This window comes from Kitasatospora sp. NPDC023118, from assembly GCF_055560875.1.
Genome location: NZ_JBVHHW010000008.1, coordinates 26,968 through 44,519 on the forward strand (window position 1 = coordinate 26,968; position 17,552 = coordinate 44,519).

16 protein-coding genes and 1 riboswitch are annotated in these 17,552 nt (G+C 73.2%); of the genes, 8 read left to right on the forward strand and 8 right to left on the reverse strand.

Features of this window, described 5'->3' with window-relative positions; translation table 11 throughout:
* Positions 1–110: 110 nt before the first annotated feature.
* Both ACZ3UD_RS12250 and ACZ3UD_RS12255 read right to left on the reverse strand, forming a co-directional pair.
* On the reverse strand, positions 111–770 hold the full coding sequence (locus ACZ3UD_RS12250) for an FMN-binding negative transcriptional regulator (protein WP_465585504.1): 660 nt from the start codon (positions 768–770) through the stop codon (positions 111–113).
* Positions 771–784: 14 nt separating this feature from the next.
* Entirely contained in the window at positions 785–1,474 is a 690-nt protein-coding gene (locus ACZ3UD_RS12255) for a pyridoxamine 5'-phosphate oxidase family protein (protein ID WP_465585505.1), read from the reverse strand.
* A 34-nt stretch (positions 1,475–1,508) separates the two neighbouring features.
* On the opposite strand from ACZ3UD_RS12255, the gene ACZ3UD_RS12260 reads away from it, so the two are divergent.
* Together ACZ3UD_RS12260 and ACZ3UD_RS12265 are read left to right on the forward strand one after the other, a co-directional pair.
* Entirely contained in the window at positions 1,509–2,846 is a 1,338-nt protein-coding gene (locus ACZ3UD_RS12260) for an aminotransferase class I/II-fold pyridoxal phosphate-dependent enzyme (RefSeq protein WP_465585507.1), read from the forward strand.
* 252 nt (positions 2,847–3,098) lie between these two features.
* The gene (locus ACZ3UD_RS12265) at positions 3,099–4,325 is read left to right on the forward strand and encodes a GDSL-type esterase/lipase family protein (RefSeq protein ID WP_465585508.1); all 1,227 of its coding nucleotides are present in this window, start codon (positions 3,099–3,101) and stop codon (positions 4,323–4,325) included.
* A 58-nt stretch (positions 4,326–4,383) separates the two neighbouring features.
* Here ACZ3UD_RS12265 and ACZ3UD_RS12270 read toward each other — a convergent pair whose 3' ends face one another.
* Entirely contained in the window at positions 4,384–5,742 is a 1,359-nt protein-coding gene (locus ACZ3UD_RS12270; protein WP_465585510.1) for an NAD(P)/FAD-dependent oxidoreductase, read from the reverse strand.
* Positions 5,743–5,972: 230 nt separating this feature from the next.
* Here ACZ3UD_RS12270 and ACZ3UD_RS12275 point away from each other — a divergent pair, with 230 nt between their 5' ends.
* From ACZ3UD_RS12275 to purB, 4 genes are all read left to right on the forward strand, one after another.
* Positions 5,973–6,728, forward strand: a complete 756-nt coding sequence (locus ACZ3UD_RS12275) for a HipA family kinase (RefSeq protein WP_380613540.1) — start codon at positions 5,973–5,975, stop codon at positions 6,726–6,728.
* Complete coding sequence (locus tag ACZ3UD_RS12280) at positions 6,725–7,141, forward strand: DUF3037 domain-containing protein (RefSeq protein ID WP_465585512.1); 417 nt, start codon at positions 6,725–6,727, stop codon at positions 7,139–7,141. The genes ACZ3UD_RS12275 and ACZ3UD_RS12280 overlap by 4 nt, the downstream gene beginning before the upstream one ends.
* Before the next feature lie 135 nt (positions 7,142–7,276).
* Complete coding sequence (locus ACZ3UD_RS12285; RefSeq protein WP_465585514.1) at positions 7,277–7,735, forward strand: MarR family winged helix-turn-helix transcriptional regulator; 459 nt, start codon at positions 7,277–7,279, stop codon at positions 7,733–7,735.
* A 153-nt stretch (positions 7,736–7,888) separates the two neighbouring features.
* A complete protein-coding gene (gene purB / locus ACZ3UD_RS12290; RefSeq protein ID WP_465585516.1) occupies positions 7,889–9,319 on the forward strand; it encodes an adenylosuccinate lyase in 1,431 nt (476 codons plus the stop codon).
* A 7-nt stretch (positions 9,320–9,326) separates the two neighbouring features.
* Here the strand turns inward: purB and ACZ3UD_RS12295 are convergent, their stop codons facing one another.
* The gene (locus ACZ3UD_RS12295; RefSeq protein ID WP_465585518.1) at positions 9,327–10,865 is read right to left on the reverse strand and encodes an MFS transporter; all 1,539 of its coding nucleotides are present in this window, start codon (positions 10,863–10,865) and stop codon (positions 9,327–9,329) included.
* 317 nt (positions 10,866–11,182) lie between these two features.
* Positions 11,183–11,356: riboswitch (cyclic di-AMP (ydaO/yuaA leader) on the forward strand.
* Between the two features lie 2 nt (positions 11,357–11,358).
* On the opposite strand from ACZ3UD_RS12295, the gene ACZ3UD_RS12300 reads away from it, so the two are divergent.
* On the forward strand, positions 11,359–12,321 hold the full coding sequence (locus ACZ3UD_RS12300) for a M23 family metallopeptidase (protein ID WP_465585519.1): 963 nt from the start codon (positions 11,359–11,361) through the stop codon (positions 12,319–12,321).
* A 373-nt stretch (positions 12,322–12,694) separates the two neighbouring features.
* Entirely contained in the window at positions 12,695–14,230 is a 1,536-nt protein-coding gene (locus ACZ3UD_RS12305; RefSeq protein WP_465585520.1) for an APC family permease, read from the forward strand.
* 13 nt (positions 14,231–14,243) lie between these two features.
* Here the strand turns inward: ACZ3UD_RS12305 and ACZ3UD_RS12310 are convergent, their stop codons facing one another.
* The 4 genes from ACZ3UD_RS12310 to ACZ3UD_RS12325 all read right to left on the reverse strand — a co-directional run bounded on the left by ACZ3UD_RS12310 (position 14,244) and on the right by ACZ3UD_RS12325 (position 17,549).
* The gene (locus ACZ3UD_RS12310) at positions 14,244–14,963 is read right to left on the reverse strand and encodes a DUF2470 domain-containing protein (RefSeq protein ID WP_465585522.1); all 720 of its coding nucleotides are present in this window, start codon (positions 14,961–14,963) and stop codon (positions 14,244–14,246) included.
* Between the two features lie 132 nt (positions 14,964–15,095).
* Positions 15,096–15,521, reverse strand: coding sequence for a RidA family protein (locus ACZ3UD_RS12315; protein ID WP_465585523.1), 426 nt, complete (start codon positions 15,519–15,521; stop codon positions 15,096–15,098).
* Positions 15,522–15,547: 26 nt separating this feature from the next.
* Complete coding sequence (locus tag ACZ3UD_RS12320; RefSeq protein ID WP_465585526.1) at positions 15,548–16,297, reverse strand: IclR family transcriptional regulator; 750 nt, start codon at positions 16,295–16,297, stop codon at positions 15,548–15,550.
* A 37-nt stretch (positions 16,298–16,334) separates the two neighbouring features.
* Positions 16,335–17,549: a sugar kinase gene (locus ACZ3UD_RS12325; RefSeq protein ID WP_465585527.1), complete on the reverse strand. Its 1,215-nt coding sequence runs from the start codon at positions 17,547–17,549 to the stop codon at positions 16,335–16,337.
* Positions 17,550–17,552 lie beyond the last annotated feature (3 nt).

Sequence of the window (17,552 nt, forward strand, 5' to 3'; positions counted from 1 at the left end):
CTCCCCGAGGTGGACGGGCCCGCACCTACGGCTGCGCAGGGCTCGTCTCACATTCGATCAGCCCGGCGGCCGGCCTGCCCGAGTGGAGGGCCTGATCGGGTGACCCGGGGTCAGTCGGCGGCGCGTGTCATGGCCGTGCGCCGTTGATGGCGCCGCAGCAGCTGGGTCCGGGCGGCGGTGTCCTGGTCGTAACGGAGGGCCGGGGCGCCTGAGCGCTCGGCGAGGCGCTCGGCGATCGCGCGCTGCGCCTCGGCGGGTTTCTTGTCGTCGTACTTGAACTTGGCCCGCACCTCGCGCACCGTCAGCCGGAGCCCGCGCAGCCCCGGCAGGAGCCGGGCGAACTCGCCCTCGCCGGGGACCACCCGGACGTCCGGGGTCTCCGGCTGGAAGTGCGCCAGCTGACGGTTGAGGATCTCCGCCTTGTCCGCGGCGGACTCGACGACCTCGGCCGTGCAGTGGAAGTGGACCGAGCCGTAGTAGCTGGTCGGCGTGCCGGGCGCGCCGCGCCAGTGGCCGGGGGCGAAGGCGTAGCCGTCGGTGACCGCGAGGGTGACGTTCGGGTCGGCCCGGACGGCGGCCAGCAGCGGGTTGGGCGCGGCGAGGTGGAGCAGGATCTCGCCGCGCTCGGCGTCCAGCAGGAAGTGCGTCGGGACCAGCACCGGGCCCTCGTCGGGGCGGCCGTTGGCGGCGAGCAGGCCGAAGTCGCGGCCCTCGGCCAGCCAGGCGCGCCACTCGTCCTCGTCGCCGCGGTCCCAGGACCTGATCAGCATCGGTGCGGCCCTTCTCAGCGGGGGTAGCCGTGCAGATGCGCGGGCAGCGGGACGGACTCGTCGTACGGGACGGGGGTGCCGTGCACGGTGGTGACCGGGATCAGGCCGGACCAGTGCGGCAGGTCGGCGTCCTCGGGGTCGTCGTCGGCGCCGTCCTCGCGGGTCTTGGCCGAGACCTCGTCCAGCTCCAGCCGGATCACGGCGGTGGCGGCGAGTTCCTTGGCGTTGGCCGGGCGGATCTCGCCGGAGCGGCCGGGGATCGCGTGGTCGACCAGGGCGGCCAGCGCTATGTCCAGCTCCTCCGGGTCGGTGACCTGGTAGGCGGTGCCGTGGGCCACCACCGAGCGGAAGTTCACCGAGTGGTTGAACGCGGACTTGGTCAGCACCAGGGCGTCGACCTGGGTCACGGTGATGCAGACCGGCATGCCCTGCTCGTCGGAGGCGCCGCGCAACGGGCGGCTGCCGGTGGAGCCGTGGACGTAGAGCCGGCTGCCGACCCGGGCGAAGATCGTCGGCAGCACGACCGGGGCGCCGTCGGCGATGAAGCCGAGGTGGCAGATGTAGGCGCTGTCGAGGATGGCGTGGATCGCCTCCTGCTCCCAGGTGGCGCGGTCCTTGTAGCGGGTGGGGGTGGTGCGGGGGGTGCGGGAGTAGGTGGCGTCGCTGGTCGGCGTCGTGGTGCTGTGCGTCGGCGTGTCCGGCATGACAACCTCAATGTACTAGTGCATAATCTACTTTGTGCTAGGAGACTATCCGCTGACAGGGCGACGCGCCAGCGAAATCGCCGCCCACATCGAACAGGGCGTGAGCAGCGGGCGGCTCGCCCCCGGAACCACGCTGCCCCCGCTGCGCGACCTGGCCGCCGAACTCGGCGTCAACCCCAACACCGTGGCCGCTGCCTACCGGCTGCTGCGCGACCGGGGCGTGATCGAGACGGCCGGCCGCAAGGGCAGCCGGATCCTGCCCCGGCCCGCGCTCACCACCCGCGACCAGATCCGCATCCCCGTCCCCCCGCACGCCCGCGACCTGTCCGCCGGTAACCCGGACCCGGCCCTGCTGCCCGACCTCGCCCGGGCCCTCGCGGCCGCGGCCGAGGCCGCGAAGGCCGAGCCCGTGCTCTACGGGCACCCGAACATCGACGCCGGACTGCTCGCGCTCGCCCGTGCCTCCTTCGAGGCCGACGGGCTGCCCGGCGGCCCGATCGTGGTCGCCTCCGGCTCGCTGGACACCATCGAGCGCACCCTCGGCGCGCACCTGCGCCCCGGTGACGCGGTGGCGGTGGAGGATCCGGGCTGGGGCAGCCTGCTCGACCTGCTGCCCGCGATGGGGCTGCGGCCCGCGCCGGTGCGGCTGGACGACGAGGGGCCGCTGCCCGACTCGTTGGCCGCGGCGCTCGCCGAGGGTGCCCGCGCGGTCGTGGTGACCAGCCGGGCGCAGAACCCGACCGGCGCGGCGCTCAGCGCCCGGCGGGCCGAGGCGCTGCGGGCCGTCCTGGCCGGGCACCCCGGGGTGCTGCTGATCGAGGACGACCACGGGCACGGCATGGTCGACCAGCCGTACCACCCGCTGGCCGGCGCCGGGCCGCGGCACTGGGTGGTGGTGCGCTCGGCGGCCAAGGCGTACGGGCCGGACCTGCGGGTGTCGGTGGCGGTCGGCGACGAGGAGACGATCGGCCGGGTCGCCGGGCGGCTGCGGCTGGGCGCCGGGTGGGTCAGCCACCTGCTGCAGCGCGCCGTCGCCGAGCTGTGGCGCACCGACGCGGCGCCGGTCGCGCGGGTGGCGGCCGCCTATCGGGCGCGGCGGGACGCGCTGCTGGGCGAACTGGCGGCGCGTGGGATCGCGGCGCACGGGGAGAGCGGGTTGAACGTCTGGGTGCCGGTGCCGGACGAGACCTCGGCGCTGGCGGCGCTGGTGCAGCGCGGCTGGGTCGCGGCGCCCGGGGCGCGGTACCGGATCCAGTCGCCGCCCGGGCTGCGGTTCACCACGGCCCGGCTGGAGGCGGCGGACGCCCGGCGGTTGGCGGAGGACCTGGCGGAGGTGCTGGGGTCGGGCGGGGCCGGTTCGCGGCTGGTGTGAGCGGGGTGGTCGGGGCTGCCGGGGGCGGGGTGGTTTGCGGGCGGAGTCCGGCGGCGGGGTGAGCTGCGGGTCGACCGCGGGTGAGGTCTGGTCTGAACCCGTCGGTAACAAATGCGGAAACCTGGCGCAGATGCCTAGCGGCGGCGGGCGAGGCCATGTCATCTTCATCGCGCCACCGGCCGGCGGCCCACCCTCACCTACGCGTCTTCCCGTCCCCACACCACGGGGAGACCGAGCCGCAGGAGTTCCGCCGTGCCCGAAAACTGTTCGAGCATCACCCGCAGCACCCCTCGACTCGGCCGTCGGCTGCTCGCCGCAGCCTTCGCCCTGCCGCTGACCGTGGCCGGGCTGGCCGTCGCCACGCCCGCCTCGGCCGTCCCGGGCGGGGTTTCGGCCGGGGTGGCCGGCGTCTCGGCCGGCGTGTCGGCCGGGCCCACCGCGAGCGTCACGCTCGGCGACAGCTACATCTCCGGCGAGGCCGGACGCTGGATGGGCAACGCCGCCGGCACCACCGACGGCCACAACGGCACCGACCGGGCCTGGAACGGCAGTTCGGCAGATCCTTCGGTCGTCTACGGCGCCACGGCGGCGAGCGGCTGCGACCGCTCCGACGTCGCCGAGGTGATCGGCGCCTCGACGGTCGCGCAGAGCCAGATCAACCTGGCCTGCTCCGGGGCCGTCACCGCGAACATCTTCCGCGCCGCCGACGGCGGTCAGTCGCTCAAGGGCGAGGCCCCGCAGGCCGACCAACTCGCCACCGTGGCCCGGAAGAACAACGTCAAGCTGATCACCCTGTCGATCGGCGGCAACGACCTCGGCTTCGGCGGCATCATCTCCGACTGCGTGCAGGACTACCTGATCTGGTACTCGTACTGCCACGACTCGGCGCAGTCCTCGGTCGACTCCAAGATGCCGACCGCGATGGCCGGGGTCGGCAAGGCGATCGACGAGATCCGCGCGGTGATGGCCGACGCAGGCTACGCGCAGTCGGACTACCGGCTGGTGCTGCAGTCCTACCCGTCGCCGATCCCGCGCAGCGCCGAGATGCGCTACCCGGAGAGCGGCTGGAGCCGTTCGGACACCGGCGGTTGCCCGTTCTGGAACGCGGACGCCGACTGGGCGCGCGACTCGATGGTGCCGCAGATGTCCAAGGCGCTGGCCGGGGTCGCGGCGACCAAGGGCGCGCAGTTCCTGGACCTGTCCGACATGCTGCAGGGCCGCGAGGTCTGCTCGACGGCCACCCGGCAGCCGACCGCGAGCTCCGCTCCGTCCGCGACCAGCAGCGAGTGGGCGCGGTTCGTGGACGGCGGGTTCAACACCACCCAGGGTGTGCTGCAGGAGTCGATGCACCCCAACTACTACGGGCAGTTGGCGCTCGGGCGCTGCCTGACCCTGCTGTGGGGGCAGAGTGGCGGTGGCTACGCCTGCCGCAACACCGCCGGGCAGGACGCGAGCGGGATGTACCTGGCCGCACGCTGAAGGACGCGCTTCGGCGCCCCCGCGGCATTCGCGGCGGGGACGCCGATGGCGTCCCGGTTCAGCCCTTGGCGAGCAGCGACTGGGCGTGGGCCCTGACCTGATCCTTCGTCAGATAGGCGTCGGTGTACTCGAAGTCGCGCAGACGGGCGGGCTGGCGGGCGAGGAAGCCGGTGCGGACGAAGTCGTCCCCGGCGGTCGCGTTGAGCAGCCAGTTCGCACCCACCCGGAACTTGGCCGCATTGGTGCGCATTGCCATCAGGTGGTAACCGCGGGCCACCAACTGGGCGGGCAGGCCGTGCAGTTCGACACCAACCGGCTTGGATACCGCGTCCTTGCCGCCAAGGTCGACCACCAGGCCCAGATCCCTGTGGTAATACGGCTCCAGCGGCTGGTTGCGGAGCGAGGCGATCACGTTGTCGGCCACGGTGCGGCCCTGCCGGGCGGAGTGCTGGGCGGTCGGCGGGCAGACCGCGCCGTCGCCCTTGGCGAGGTCGGGGACGGCCGCCGCGTCGCCGAGCGCGAACACCCCCTCGAACTGCGGCACGCGCATCTCCGCCGTCACGGCGAGCCGGCCGCGGACCGTCTCCGCGTCCAGGGTGCCGATCAGCGGGCTGGCGGCCACGCCGGCGGTCCAGATCAGCGTGCGGCAGGGGAGCACCCGGCCGTCGGTGAACTTGACCGTCTCGGCGCTGACTTCGGCCACCGAGACGCCCAGCGACACCTCGATGCCGCGGCCCCGCAGGATCTCCAGGGCGGCGGTGCCCAGCACGTCGCCGAGTTCCGGCATCAGCTTCGGGGCGATGTCGATCAGGTGCCACTTGATCTGCCGGGCGTCGAGCCGCGGGTAGCGGCGGGCGGCGGCGGTGGTGAGGCGCTGCAGGCAGGCGGCCGTCTCGGTGCCCGCGTAGCCGCCGCCGACCACCACGAACTGCAGCCGGGACTCGCGCTCCTTCTGGTCCAAGGTGGCCGAGGCGAGGTCGAGTTGGGAGATCACGTGGTCGCGGATGTAGGCGGCCTCGGCGAGCGTCTTCATGCCGCGGGCGTAGTCGGTGAGCCCGGGGATGTCGAAGGAGCGGGTGACGCTACCGGGGGTGAGGACCAGGGCGTCGTACTTCTTCGCGACCACCTCGTCGGTGATCTTGCGGATGACGCAGACCTTGGAGGCCGGGTCCACACCGATGGCGCCGCCGGGGATGATGTGGGTGCGGCGCAGGGATCGGCGCAGCGACACGGCCACGGACTGGGGGGTGAGGACGCCGGCGGCGACGTGGGGGAGCAAGGGGAGGTAGAGCTGGTAGCTGAACGGCGTGACCAGCGTGATCTCGGCCTCCGACGGCGCGAGCTTGCGTTCGAGGCGGCGGGCGCACTCCAAGCCGGCGAAGCCACCGCCCACGATCAGGATCCGAGGTCGTTCCATCGCTCATCCCTTTGTCGTGCAGGTCGTACCGTGAGAGTCCCCACTACTGTCCGCCACACTCGCACGGAGCAGCGGGGCCTGCCACCGGGGGCGGGCGGATGAGGGAGATGAGGGAGGGGAGCGGCAGGTGGGAAACGGGGGTTGGCGGGGGCGCTGCCGGGTGGGGCGGATGAGGGAGGGGGAGCGGTTCGGGGCGTGAGGAGGGGGTGGGCACCGATAAGCTGTCGGGCGTGCTCCCCGAGGTGACGGCGGTCCGGTATGTGACGCCACTGCGAGAAGGCGGCTCGATGCCGGGCCTGGTCGAAGCCGACGACCGGCGGCTGTACGCGCTGAAATGGGTCGGCGCGGCGCAGGGCCGCAAGGCGTTGGTGGCGGAGGTGTTGGCCGGGGAGTTGGGCCGGCGGATCGGGTTGCCGGTGCCGGAACTGGTGACCGTCGACCTGGACCCGGTGCTCGCGCGCAGCGAGCCGGACCACCAGATCCAGGATCAGATGCGGGCCAGCGGCGGCACCAACCTCGGGATGGCCTTCGTCAGCGGCGCGCTCAACTTCGATCCGCTGTGCTTCGACGTGGACCCCGAACTCGCCGGTCAGGTGCTCTGGTTCGACGCGCTGATCGGCAACGTCGACCGCTCCTGGCGCAACCCCAACCTGCTGGTGGCGACCGGCGGGCTGCGGCTGATCGACCACGGCGCGAGCCTGATCTTCCACCACAACTGGGCGGGTGCCGCCGCCTGGGTGCGCCGTCCGTACGACGCCTCCGACCACGCGCTGCTGCGCGCCCGGCCGGACCTGGCGGCGGCGGACAAGGCGCTGGCGCCGCTCGCGGAGGCGGCGATCGAGGCCGCGGTGGCGCAGATCCCCGAGGTCTGGCTGCTGGACGAGTTCGGCTTCGACTCCCCTGAGGAGGTACGCGCCGCGTACCGATCCCAGCTGACCGAGCGACTGGCCGGTCCGCGTGACTGGCTGCCGGAGGTGCCCGCATGACCGGGCCGCTGCCGGCCGGGCTGCCGGCCGTCGTGGAGCTGTACGACTACGAGTACGCCGTGATCCGCGCGGTGCCGAGGGTCGAGCGGGGTGAGTGCGTCAACGTCGGGGTGCTGCTGTACTGCCGGCAGAGCGCGCACCTGGCCGCGCGGACGCACCTGGACCAGGCCCGGCTGCTGGCGCTGGACCCGGTGGCGGACGTGCAGGGGGTGCGGCGGGCGCTGCAGGGGATCGAGGCGGTCTGCCTGGGTGGGCCGTCGGCCGGTCCGGCGGCCTCGGACAGCCCCGGGCAGCGGTTCCGCTGGCTGACCGCGCCGCGCAGCGCGATCGTCCAGCCGGGGCCGGTGCACACCGGGCTGACCGCGGACCCGGACGCGGAGCTGCGGCGGCTGTTCGACCAGCTGGTGCTCTGATCAGACCCTGATCCGCTTCGATCGGTGCTGATCCGCTGCGATACTGCTCCGAATGGCGGTGCTGTGAGGCGGCTCGCCGACGGTTGCCGTGGTCAAAGCTTGAGTTACTGAAGCACTGGGCCGTACGCTGGCCCCATGGGTTCGACCTCGACGACGACCGTACCGACCAACGCCGAGCTGATGGAGGCGTTGGCCGCCGTCGGCGCCGCGTACTTCCAGGACTTCGCGGCGGCCGCGGCCCGGCACGGGCTCTCCTCCTCGCAGGCCAAGGCGCTGGGCTCGGTGCAGGAGCCGGTGCCGATGCGGGCGCTGGCCGGGCGGCTGGGCTGCGACGCGTCGAACGTGACCGGGATCGTGGACCGGCTGGAGTCGCTGGGCCTGGCCAACCGCGAGGCGGCGGCCGGTGACCGCCGGGTGAAGATCGTGGTGATCACGGACGAGGGCCGGGAGATCCTGAACCGCATCCGCGGTGAGATGGCCCGCACCCACCAGGCCTTCGAGGCGATGACCGACGAGCAGCGGGTCGCCCTGCACTCGATCTGCGCGCAGGTCCTGCCGGTGCTGGCCGGTCGGACGGGCGGCGCGCAGCAGTAGCGGGCCGTCCGGCGCGATGATGTCCAAGGTGCCGACGGGCGCGGGCGGTTCGGCGAGCGGAACGGCGAGTCCGTCCGGGCCGTGTGCGGATTCCGGCCCGGCCTCCCCAGCCGCCGACGTTCGGCGTGACCTCGGCTGTTAGGCTTGCGAAGCGTGAGCGCGAAGCCCCAGATCCCCAATGTCCTGGCCTCCCGGTACGCCTCGGCGACCCTGGCCCAGCTGTGGTCCCCCGAGCACAAGGTGGTCCTTGAGCGCCACCTGTGGCTCGCCGTCCTGAAGGCCCAGCAGGACCTCGGTGTCGAGGTGCCGGCGAACGCCGTCGCCGACTACGAGCGGGTGATCGACCAGGTCGACCTCGGCTCGATCGCCGCCCGTGAGCGGATCACCCGCCACGACGTGAAGGCCCGCATCGAGGAGTTCAGCGAGCTCGCCGGCCACGAGCAGATCCACAAGGGCATGACCTCCCGGGATCTGACCGAGAACGTCGAGCAGCTGCAGATCCGCCAGTCCCTGGAGCACGTGCGGGACCGTACGGTGGCCGTGCTGGTGCGCCTGGCCAGCCTCGCCGCCCAGCACTCCGAGCTGGTCATGGCCGGCCGCTCGCACAACGTGGCCGCGCAGGCCACCACCCTGGGCAAGCGTTTCGCGTCGATCGCCGACGAGCTGCTGGTCGCCTTCCGCCGCCTGGAGGAGCTGATCGCCCGCTACCCGCTGCGCGGGATCAAGGGCCCGGTCGGCACCGCCCAGGACATGCTGGACCTGCTCGGCGGCGACACCGAGAAGCTGGCCGAGCTGGAGCGCCGGGTCGCCGGGCACCTCGGCTTCGAGAACGTGCTGACCAGCGTCGGCCAGGTCTACCCGCGCTCGCTGGACTTCGAGGTGCTCACCGCCCTCGTCCAGCTGGCCGCCGCGCCGTCCAGTCTGGCCAAGACCATCCGCCTGATGGCCGGCCACGAGCTGGTGACGGAGGGCTTCAAGGAGGGTCAGGTCGGCTCCTCCGCGATGCCGCACAAGATGAACACCCGCTCCTGCGAGCGCGTCAACGGCCTGGCCGTGATCCTGCGCGGCTACGCCTCGATGACCGGCGAGCTGGCCGGCGACCAGTGGAACGAGGGCGACGTCTCCTGCTCGGTGGTGCGCCGGGTCGCGCTGCCGGACGCCTTCTTCGCCTTCGACGGCCTGCTGGAGACCTTCCTGACCGTCCTCGACGAGTTCGGTGCCTTCCCGGCCGTCGTCGAGGCCGAGCTGGACCGCTACCTGCCGTTCCTGGCCACCACCAAGGTGCTGATGGGCGCGGTGCGCGCGGGCGTCGGCCGGGAGACCGGGCACGAGGTCATCAAGGAACACGCCGTCGCCTCCGCGCTGGCCATGCGCGCGGGCGCCCGGGAGAACGAGCTGCTGGACCGGCTGGCCGCCGACGAGCGGATCCCGCTGGACCGGGCCGCGCTGGACGCGCTGCTGGCCGACAGGCTGTCGTTCACCGGTGCGGCCGGGGCGCAGGTCGCCGAGGTGGTCCGCCGGGTGGAGGCCGTCGCGGTGGCCTACCCGGAGGCGGCCAAGTACGCGCCGGCCGACATCCTCTGATACGGCGTCAGCTGTCTGGAGAGGGCCCTGCCACCGTTCCGGTGGCAGGGCCCTCGGGCGTCTTGGTGTGTCCGGGGTCGAGCGGCGGGGTGGTGGTGGCGCAGGGCCAGTCGCAGTTCGGCTCGGCGACCGGGCGCTCGTCCGGGGTGAGCACGTTGCCCCGGACGGTGGCGAAGGCGATCAGCCCGCCGCCGACCAGCAGGCCCGCGCAGATCAGCATCGCGGTGTGGAAGGCGGAGTCCACCGAGGACGGCACCCGGTAGGCATCGCCGCTCAGGCCGGCCAGCGCCGGGAGGGCGGCCACCGCGAGCAGGCCGGCCGCGCGGGCGGCGGCGTTGTTGACGCCGCTGGCGATGCCCGCGTGCCGTACGTCGACGGCGGCCAGCACCGTCGCGGTCAGCGGGGCGACCAGCAGGGTCATCCCACTGCCCATCACCGCGACGGCGGGCAGCACGTCCGCCCAGTAGGAGGAGCCGGGACCGGTGCGCAGCATCAGCAGCACCCCGGCGGCGCAGAGCAGGGGGCCGACGGTGAGCGGGATGCGTGGGCCGATCCGCTTGCCGAGGCGGCCGGCGCGCGCCGACAGGGTCAGCATCAGCACCGTGATCGGCACCAGGGCGAAGCCCGAGACCAGGGGCGAGAAGCCGGACACGATCTGCAGTTGGACCACCAGCAGGAAGAACACCCCGCTGAAGGCCGCGTAGACGCAGAGGGTGACCAGGTTCACGGCGGTGAACAGCCGGGACGAGAACAGTCCGAGCGGCAGCATCGGAACGGGTGCGCGGCGCTCGACGGTGACGAAGGCGGTGCCGAGCAGCAGGCCGATCGCGCCGGTGAGCCAGACGGCGGGGGACAGGCCCTCCCCGGCGGCGGTGAGCGCGTAGGTGATCGCGCCGAGGGCGAGTGCGGCGAGCAGTGCGCCGGGCACGTCGAAGCGGCCGGAGGCGGACTCGTCGCGGCTCTCCGGGACGTAGCGGGAGGTGACCGCGATCACGGCGGCGGCCAGCGGAAGGTTCAGCAGGAAGATCCAGCGCCAGCCGGGGCCGTCCACCAGCCAGCCGCCGAGGAAGGGGCCGATGGCCGCGGACACCCCGCCGAGGCCGGACCACAGGCCCACCGCCGCCGAGCGGTCGTCAGGATGGAAGACCGCCTGGAGCATGGCGAGCGAGCCGGGGGTGAGCAGTGCCCCGCCGATGCCCTGGACGGCGCGGGCGGCGATCAGCACGTTGATGTTCGGGGCGACGGCGCAGGCCGCGGAGGCGGCGGCGAACCAGACCACGCCGATCAGGAAGACCTTGCGCCTCCCGTACCGGTCGCCGAGCGCGCCGCCGAGCAGGATCAGGCCCGCCAGGGTGAGCAGATAGGCGTTCAGCGTCCATTGCAGGGACGCCAGGGAGGCGCCGAGGTCGGAGCCGATCCGGGGCAGGGCGACGTTCACCACGGTGCCGTCGAGCATCGCCATGCTGGAACCGAGCACCGTTGCCAGGAGAACCCAGCGGCCCTGCGCGGTGCCCAGGCGCAGGGTGCCGGCCGTTGAGGTGGCCACGGCCTGATCCTGCGCCCGGCGGGGTGCACGTGACAAGGGTCACCGGGCGGTGTGTCCGGGGTGGGCGGTGCGTGAGCGGAGGGTCGCGCTGGGCTGCCGAGGTCGGCGCAGGGTCGTGGATCAGTGGCGCCGAGTGAATGGATTGTGTACGCACCGCACAACGGGCCATGCGGAGGGTGACCGCGCCTCGGGAGGTTGTCGCCGGTTCAAGAGATCGACATTGCTTCACCCGAACGGATGGGTTTTAGTTCAGCGACCACCTGGCCAGCCCGGGTGGATCCACCGGGTGGAACGCCGAGTCCTGCCGCTGCCCGGTGGTTCGAACTGAGCTCTGCACGGCAGGAGCGGGGGACCCACAGGTAAGTCGCCGGACCGGAGTCCGCGCTGTTCAGCGCGAACGTCCAGGGCCGGCTCGGGGTGAAGCCGCGCATGCGGCCGGGCAACTCCAGCCCGAACCCGACAGCTCACCTCGCAGGCGTCGGAGAGGAATCCCATGCCTGCTCAGGCTCGTCGTATCGCCCTGCCCCGCGCCGCCCGCATCGGCATCGCCACCGCCGTCACCGGTGTCTCCTTCGCCCTGCCGCTCGTGACCGCGATGAGCGCCCAGGCCCACAACGCCCCGGCCGCCTCGGTCGTGCAGCACGCCGCAGCCGCGGACGCCGAGTCGGCCCCTGCGGCCGCCCACGAGAGCTACCGCGTCGTCGGCGGCGACAGTCTGTCCAAGATCGCCGACGCCAGGAACGTCGAGGGCGGCTGGCCCGCGCTGTACGAGCAGAACCGCTCGGTGGTCGGCGCCGACCCGAACCTGATCTTCCCGGGTCAGTGGCTGTCGCTCGCGGCCCACGCCGACACCGCCGAGCCGGCCGCCCCGGTCAAGCCCGCGGCCCCGGCTGAGCCGACCGCCCCGGTCACCCAGAGCGCTCCCGCCGCCGCCGACGCTCAGATACAGGTTCAGACCGAGGCCGCCAAGCCGGGCGTCCAGGTCCAGGCCCAGATTCAGAACGCCGCTCCGGCCCAGGCTGTCACCGCCGCCCCGGTCGCCGCCACCTCCGGCTATGTCGCCCCGCTGGCCAACCCGGTGCTGGGCGAGGCCTACGGCGTGGCCGGCTCGATGTGGGCCTCCGGCCACCACACCGGCCAGGACTTCGTCGCCTCCACCGGCACCCCGGTGCGCGCGGTCGCCAACGGTGTCGTGGTGAAGGCCGGCAACGGCGGTGCCTACGGCAACCAGGTCGAGATCAAGCTCGCCGACGGCAAGTACGCCCAGTACGCGCACCTCTCCGTGATCGGCGTGAAGATCGGTCAGACCGTCACCGTCGGCCAGCGGCTCGGCCTCTCCGGCGCCACCGGCAACGTGACCGGGCCGCACCTGCACTTCGAGATCCGCACCGGGTCGGAGTACGGCTCGGACATCAACCCGGTCACCTACCTGCGGGCGCACGGCGTCGCGCTCTGACGCTGCGCAGACCCTGTTCGGACCCCGCGCTGACCGCGGGTTTCAGGAACCACCGCTGGTGCGGGGCGAATCGACCGCCCGGGATGGTCATGTCGGGTGACCGCTCGACCGGGTGATCGCCGCACCGGTGGACATGGGCGCGGGACACGCCCAAGGCCGGCCCTGCTTCGTGAGGACCCCTCGTGGAGCCGGGCCGGCCGTTGCCGTTTGCGGATCCGGGTGAGTTCGAGTGGTCGAACTGGGCGTCAACTCCTGCCGCCTCTGGCGAGATCCGTCGTCTTTCGGGTGCGGTCCCGGTCGCGCGATGCTGTCGGGCAGTCGGCGCCCGGCCTTGCTCCGCGGGCGCGAGGGTTTGGACGGACGAGGAGGCCGAATGGCGGTCGGGAGCGGGGACGCGGTCGGGGAACGGTCCGGCGCGGGCGGGGTCGACCGGTTGAAGGCGGGCTCGGTGGGCCTGGTGGGCGTGGTGTTCATGGCGGTCGCCACCGCGGCCCCGATCACCGCGATGACCGGGAACCTGCCGATCGTCGTCGGGCAGGGCAACGGGGTCGGCGCGCCCGCCGCGTACATCGTGGCGACCGTGGTGCTCACGGTGTTCTCGGTCGGGTACGTGGCGATGGCCCGCCACATCACGGCCGCCGGGGCGTTCTACGGGTACATCTCGCACGGGCTGGGCCGGGTCGCCGGGATGGCCTCGGGGCTGCTCGCGGTCATGGCGTACATCGTCTTCGAGGCCTCGATCATCGGCTTCTTCGCGTACTCGCTGCGCGGGTTGGTCCGTTCGCGGCTGGGGGTGGACCTCGGCTGGGGCTGGTACGCGCTGTTCGGGGTGGCCGTGATCGGGGTGATGGCGTGGTTCGACCTGCACCTGACGGCGAAGGTGCTCGGGGTGGCGCTGGTGCTGGAGATCGGGGTGCTGGGCGCGGTCTCGCTGGCCGTACTGGCCTCCGGCGGCGGGCCGGACGGGATCGTGGGTGAGGCGGTGAATCCGCTGAACGCCATTAAGGGGGTTGGGAGTTCGGGCGCGGAGGCGGCCGGGCTGGGGCTGTTCTTCGCATTCTGGTCCTGGGTGGGCTTCGAGTCGACCGCGATGTACGGGGAGGAGTCGCGCGACCCGAAGCGGGTGGTGCCGCGGGCCACCCTGGTGTCGGTGGTCGGGATCGGGCTGTTCTACGTCTTCGTGTCCTGGATGATCGTGTCCGGCAACGGAGTCGAGCATGCGATCGCGGTGGCGAGCGGGACGGTGCCGGGCAAGGACGGGAACAGCCTGTTCTTCGACCCCTTGGGCGCGCACCTGGGGGCCTGGGCGGTGACGGTGTTCCAATGGCTGGTCGTCACCGGCTCGTTCGCCTGCGCGATGGCCTTCCACCAGTGCGCGGCACGGTACTTGTACGCGATCGGGCGGGAGGGCTTCCTGCACCCGGCGCTCGGCCGGACCCACCCGCGGCACGGCTCGCCGTACCTCGCCTCGGTGGTGCAGTCGGTGATCGCGGCCGTGCTGGTGGTGGCCTTCCTGGCGGCGGGGATGGATCCGTACGTCCATCTGTACACGCTGCTCGCGCTGTTGGGGACGATGGCGATCCTCGTCGTGCAGACGCTCTGCTCCTTCGCGGTGGTCGGGTACTTCCATGTGCGGGGTCGGCACCCGGAGACCGCGCACTGGTGCCGGACGCTGGTCGCGCCGCTGGTGGGCGGGGTGGCGATGGCCGGGGTGGTGGTGCTGCTGGTGGTCAACGAGGACGCGGCGGCCGGGGCGGCCTCGGGCACCCTGCTGTTCCGGCTGATCCCGTACCTGGTGATCGGGGTGTTCCTGGGCGGGATCGCTCTGGCGCTGGCGATGCGGCGCTGGCGGCCGGAGCGGTACGCGCGGATGGGGCGGATCGTGCTGGAGGACGCCGCCGAGCGGTGACGCCCGGGCGCGGTCAGTTCCGGCGGACGGGCAGGCCGTGCTCGGCGGCGGACAGCAGCTCGTGCATCCGGTGACCGAAGTCCTCGGTGTCGCCGGCGGGTTCGGGGAAGACCAGGCGGACGTCGCGGTGGCCGTGCGGGTGGTCCAGGCGCAGCACCAGGCCGTAGCGGTCGAGGGCGAGCGGGCGGATGTCCGGGTGCCTGGCGAGCAGGGCCGGGTCGAGTAGGCCGGTGAGCAGGTCGAGGGCGTCGGTGTGCTCGTCGGCCAGGTGGGTGAGTAGCGCGGCCTCGTGCCGGGCCAGCGGGTCGGGGGCGGCGAGGGCGAGGTCGGCGGCGGTGAGCGCGCCGGTGCCGTACGGGGTGGCGAGGACGGCGTGGGCGACGTCCACGCGCAGGTGGACGCTGAGGCCGTCGTCGGCGAGGTGGGCCAGGTGCAGCCGGCCGGCCAGGGTGAGGCGGCCGCGGACCCGGTCGCGGACGGCGACCGGGGACACGTCGGTGACGTCGAGGACGACGGCCAGGCCCTCGGTGGCTCCGGCGGCGGCCGCGGTGAGCGGGGCGTCCAGCGGGGCGCGCAGGCGCAGCCGGGAGCCGTGCACGGAGACCGGGGTGTCCAGGTCGTGGTGTTCGCCGAGGGCACGGACGGTGAGTGAGGAGGTCGCGCTGAGCAGGCTGTGGACCCGTTCGGCGGTGGTGGGCTCGGGCACCTCGGCGTCGCCGGTGGCAAGACTCATGAACGGACCTCCCAATAGTTAGGTGAGCCTAACCTAATGTTTGCGTGGGGGTGTGGCAAGTGGGTGGCGGGGTGCGGCGAGGGCCCGGACGCTTGGCGGCGGCGTCCGGGCCCTCGGGGGTTTCGCGGGGTGTCAGGCGACGACGGCCTGGGCGTCGATCTCCACCAGCATGGGCTCCTGGGGCAGCTCCACGAAGACGGTGGTGCGGCAGGGCTTCACGCCGCCGGGCTTGATGTTCTCCTCGATGAACTCGGCGTAGACCTCGTTCATCAGCGGGAAGTCGGCGCGCTTGGTGAGGTAGACGCGGAACATCACCACGTCCTCGATGGTCGCGCCGCCCGCCTCGACGATGGCCTTGACGTTCTCCAGGGTGCGGCGGGTCTGGGCCCTCACGTCGCCGTGGTGGAGGTACTCGCCGGTGGTCGGGTCCTGCGGGCCCTGGCCGGAGACCTGCAGGATCGGGCCCTTGCGGACGCCCTGGGAGAACATCCACGCGGGGGCGGGGGCGCCGTCGGTGCGGATCTCGGTCTTGTCGCCGATCCGGGGGTGCTCGGACATGGGGTTCCTTTGGCTGTGACGATTCGTCAATTGTCGTCCGTGCAGCCGCAATCGGCCGAGACGGCGCGGGTGGTGGCGAGTAGTTGCGGGAGGAGCTCCAGTACTTGCTCGTACGGGAGAACGACGTCGGGGACGGAGATGGAGGCGGCGGCGACCACCCGGCCGCTGGCGTCCCGGATCGGGGCGGCCACGCAGTTGATGAAGGGCTCGTGCTCGGCGTGGTCCTGAGCCCAGCCCCGGGCGGCGGCCTTCTCCAACTCGGCGAGCAGCGCCTCGGGCGTGGCGAGGGTGCGATCGGTGTACGGGGTGAAGTCGATCCCGGCCACCACCCGGCGGCGCTCGGGCAGCGGCAGATCGGCCAGCAGCACCTTGGACACGGCGGCGCAGTGCAGCGCGGCACGCAGGCCGATCCGGGAGTACATCCGGACCGGGTGGCGGGAGTCGAACTTGTCGATGTAGACCACCTCGCCGCCCTCGTACGCGGCCAGGTGCACGGTCTGGCCGGTGGCGGCGTTCAGCTCGGCGAGGTGCGGGGCGGCGATCCGGCGGATGCCGCGCTGTTCCAGAGCGAGGCCGGAGAGCGCGAACAGGCCCGCGCCGAGGTGGTAGCGGTAGGCGGAGTCGCGGTAGACGAACCGTTCCTCCTCCAGGCTCTGGAGGAGTCGGAGCACGGTGGTCTTGTGGACGCCCAGCACCTCGGCCAGCTGGTCGAGGGAGCGCTCGCCCTCGCCGAGCTGGGCGAGGATGCGCAGGGCGCGGGTGACGGTCTGGCTCATCGGGCTCGGGCTCCGGTCGGTGGGCGGGGGGTCGTGCTCATCGTGCCCGGGCCCGATCGGCCCGTGCCCCGGTCGGGTCGGCCTGCGGCCGGGGCGGGTCGGCCTGGGCTCGGGGCTGTTCGCCGTGGGTCCGAGGTCGGTTGCCTCGGGTCCAGGACTGCTCGCCCCGGGCCCGGGACCGGTCGTCGGCGGGCAGCGCCGGGGAGGTGACGCCCTCGGCGCTGACCCGGGTGGCGGCCCAGTCTGCGGGCGAGGCGTCGAGCAGCGCGGCCACCACGGGCTCGGGCGGCAGCTCGGCCTGGTCGCCGGGGGCGGTCAGCGCGCAGGCGGCGCTCAGGTGGCCGAGCCGCAGTCGGCCGCGCTGGTCCAGGCCGTGGATCGTGCCGGCCAGGTAGCCGGCCGCGAAGGCGTCACCCGCGCCGGTGGCCTCGACCACCTCGACGGCCAGTGCCGGTTCGGCGACCGCCGTACCGTCCCGCTCCAGGGCGGTGGCCGCCCGGGCGGCGTCCTTGACCACGACGGTGACGGGGGAGGGGAAACGGCGGCGCAGCGCGGTGGGCTCGTCGGTGCCGAAGGCGGCCTGTGCCTCGTCGGCGCCGAGCAGCAGCAGATCGGCGGCGTCCAGCAGCGGCGGCAGCACAGCCGGGTCGCGGTCGCGCCAGAGCGCGGGGCGCCAGTTGAGGTCGAAGCTGACCAGCCGGCCCGGGCGGCGGTCGGCGAGCAGGGCGCGCAGCAGGGCCAGGCAGTCGTCGGAGAGTGCGGCGGTGATGCCGGACAGGTGCAGCAGCCGGGCGCCGGCCAGCAGCGCGACGGCGGCCGGGTCGGTGAGCAGTACGGGGGAGAGCGCGGCGGCCGCGGAGCCGCGCCGGTGGTAGTGCGGGCGGCTGCGGCCGGGGCCGAGGTCGTGCCGGTGGCCGGTGTCGCCGCCGACCTCCTTGAGGTAGAGGCCGGTCGGTCGGTGCGGGTCGACCGTGACGGCGGAGACGTCCACTCCGCGGGCAGTGAGCTCGGCGAGCAGGCGGCGGCCGAAGCCGTCGTCGCCGACCCGGCTGATCCAGGCGGTCGGCACGCCGAGTGCGGCCAGCGTCCCGGCCACGTTGGACTCCGCGCCGCCGACGGACAGTCGGAAGTTCTCCACCGCCTCCAGCGGGCCCGGGCGGTCCGGGAGCAGGGCGGCCATCGATTCGCCCACGCAGACGGCCGTCGGGGGAGGACCGGGGCGGGTCGGCCCCGGGGTGTCCTGTCGCGGCATCTG

What these genes read in the sequence shown, in the direction of transcription:
- ACZ3UD_RS12255 (WP_465585505.1), bottom strand. Translation starts at nt 1,474, where the DNA reads ATGCCGGACACGCCGACGCACAGCACCACGACGCCGACCAGCGACGCC.
- ACZ3UD_RS12280 (WP_465585512.1), top strand. Translation starts at nt 6,725, where the DNA reads ATGACCGGGCCGCTGCCGGCCGGGCTGCCGGCCGTCGTGGAGCTGTAC.
- ACZ3UD_RS12305 (WP_465585520.1), top strand. Translation starts at nt 12,695, where the DNA reads ATGGCGGTCGGGAGCGGGGACGCGGTCGGGGAACGGTCCGGCGCGGGC.
- ACZ3UD_RS12285 (WP_465585514.1), top strand. Translation starts at nt 7,277, where the DNA reads ATGGGTTCGACCTCGACGACGACCGTACCGACCAACGCCGAGCTGATG.
- ACZ3UD_RS12320 (WP_465585526.1), bottom strand. Translation starts at nt 16,297, where the DNA reads ATGAGCCAGACCGTCACCCGCGCCCTGCGCATCCTCGCCCAGCTCGGC.
- ACZ3UD_RS12270 (WP_465585510.1), bottom strand. Translation starts at nt 5,742, where the DNA reads ATGGAACGACCTCGGATCCTGATCGTGGGCGGTGGCTTCGCCGGCTTG.
- ACZ3UD_RS12325 (WP_465585527.1), bottom strand. Translation starts at nt 17,549, where the DNA reads ATGCCGCGACAGGACACCCCGGGGCCGACCCGCCCCGGTCCTCCCCCG.
- ACZ3UD_RS12250 (WP_465585504.1), bottom strand. Translation starts at nt 770, where the DNA reads ATGCTGATCAGGTCCTGGGACCGCGGCGACGAGGACGAGTGGCGCGCC.
- ACZ3UD_RS12315 (WP_465585523.1), bottom strand. Translation starts at nt 15,521, where the DNA reads ATGTCCGAGCACCCCCGGATCGGCGACAAGACCGAGATCCGCACCGAC.
- ACZ3UD_RS12310 (WP_465585522.1), bottom strand. Translation starts at nt 14,963, where the DNA reads ATGAGTCTTGCCACCGGCGACGCCGAGGTGCCCGAGCCCACCACCGCC.
- ACZ3UD_RS12300 (WP_465585519.1), top strand. Translation starts at nt 11,359, where the DNA reads ATGCCTGCTCAGGCTCGTCGTATCGCCCTGCCCCGCGCCGCCCGCATC.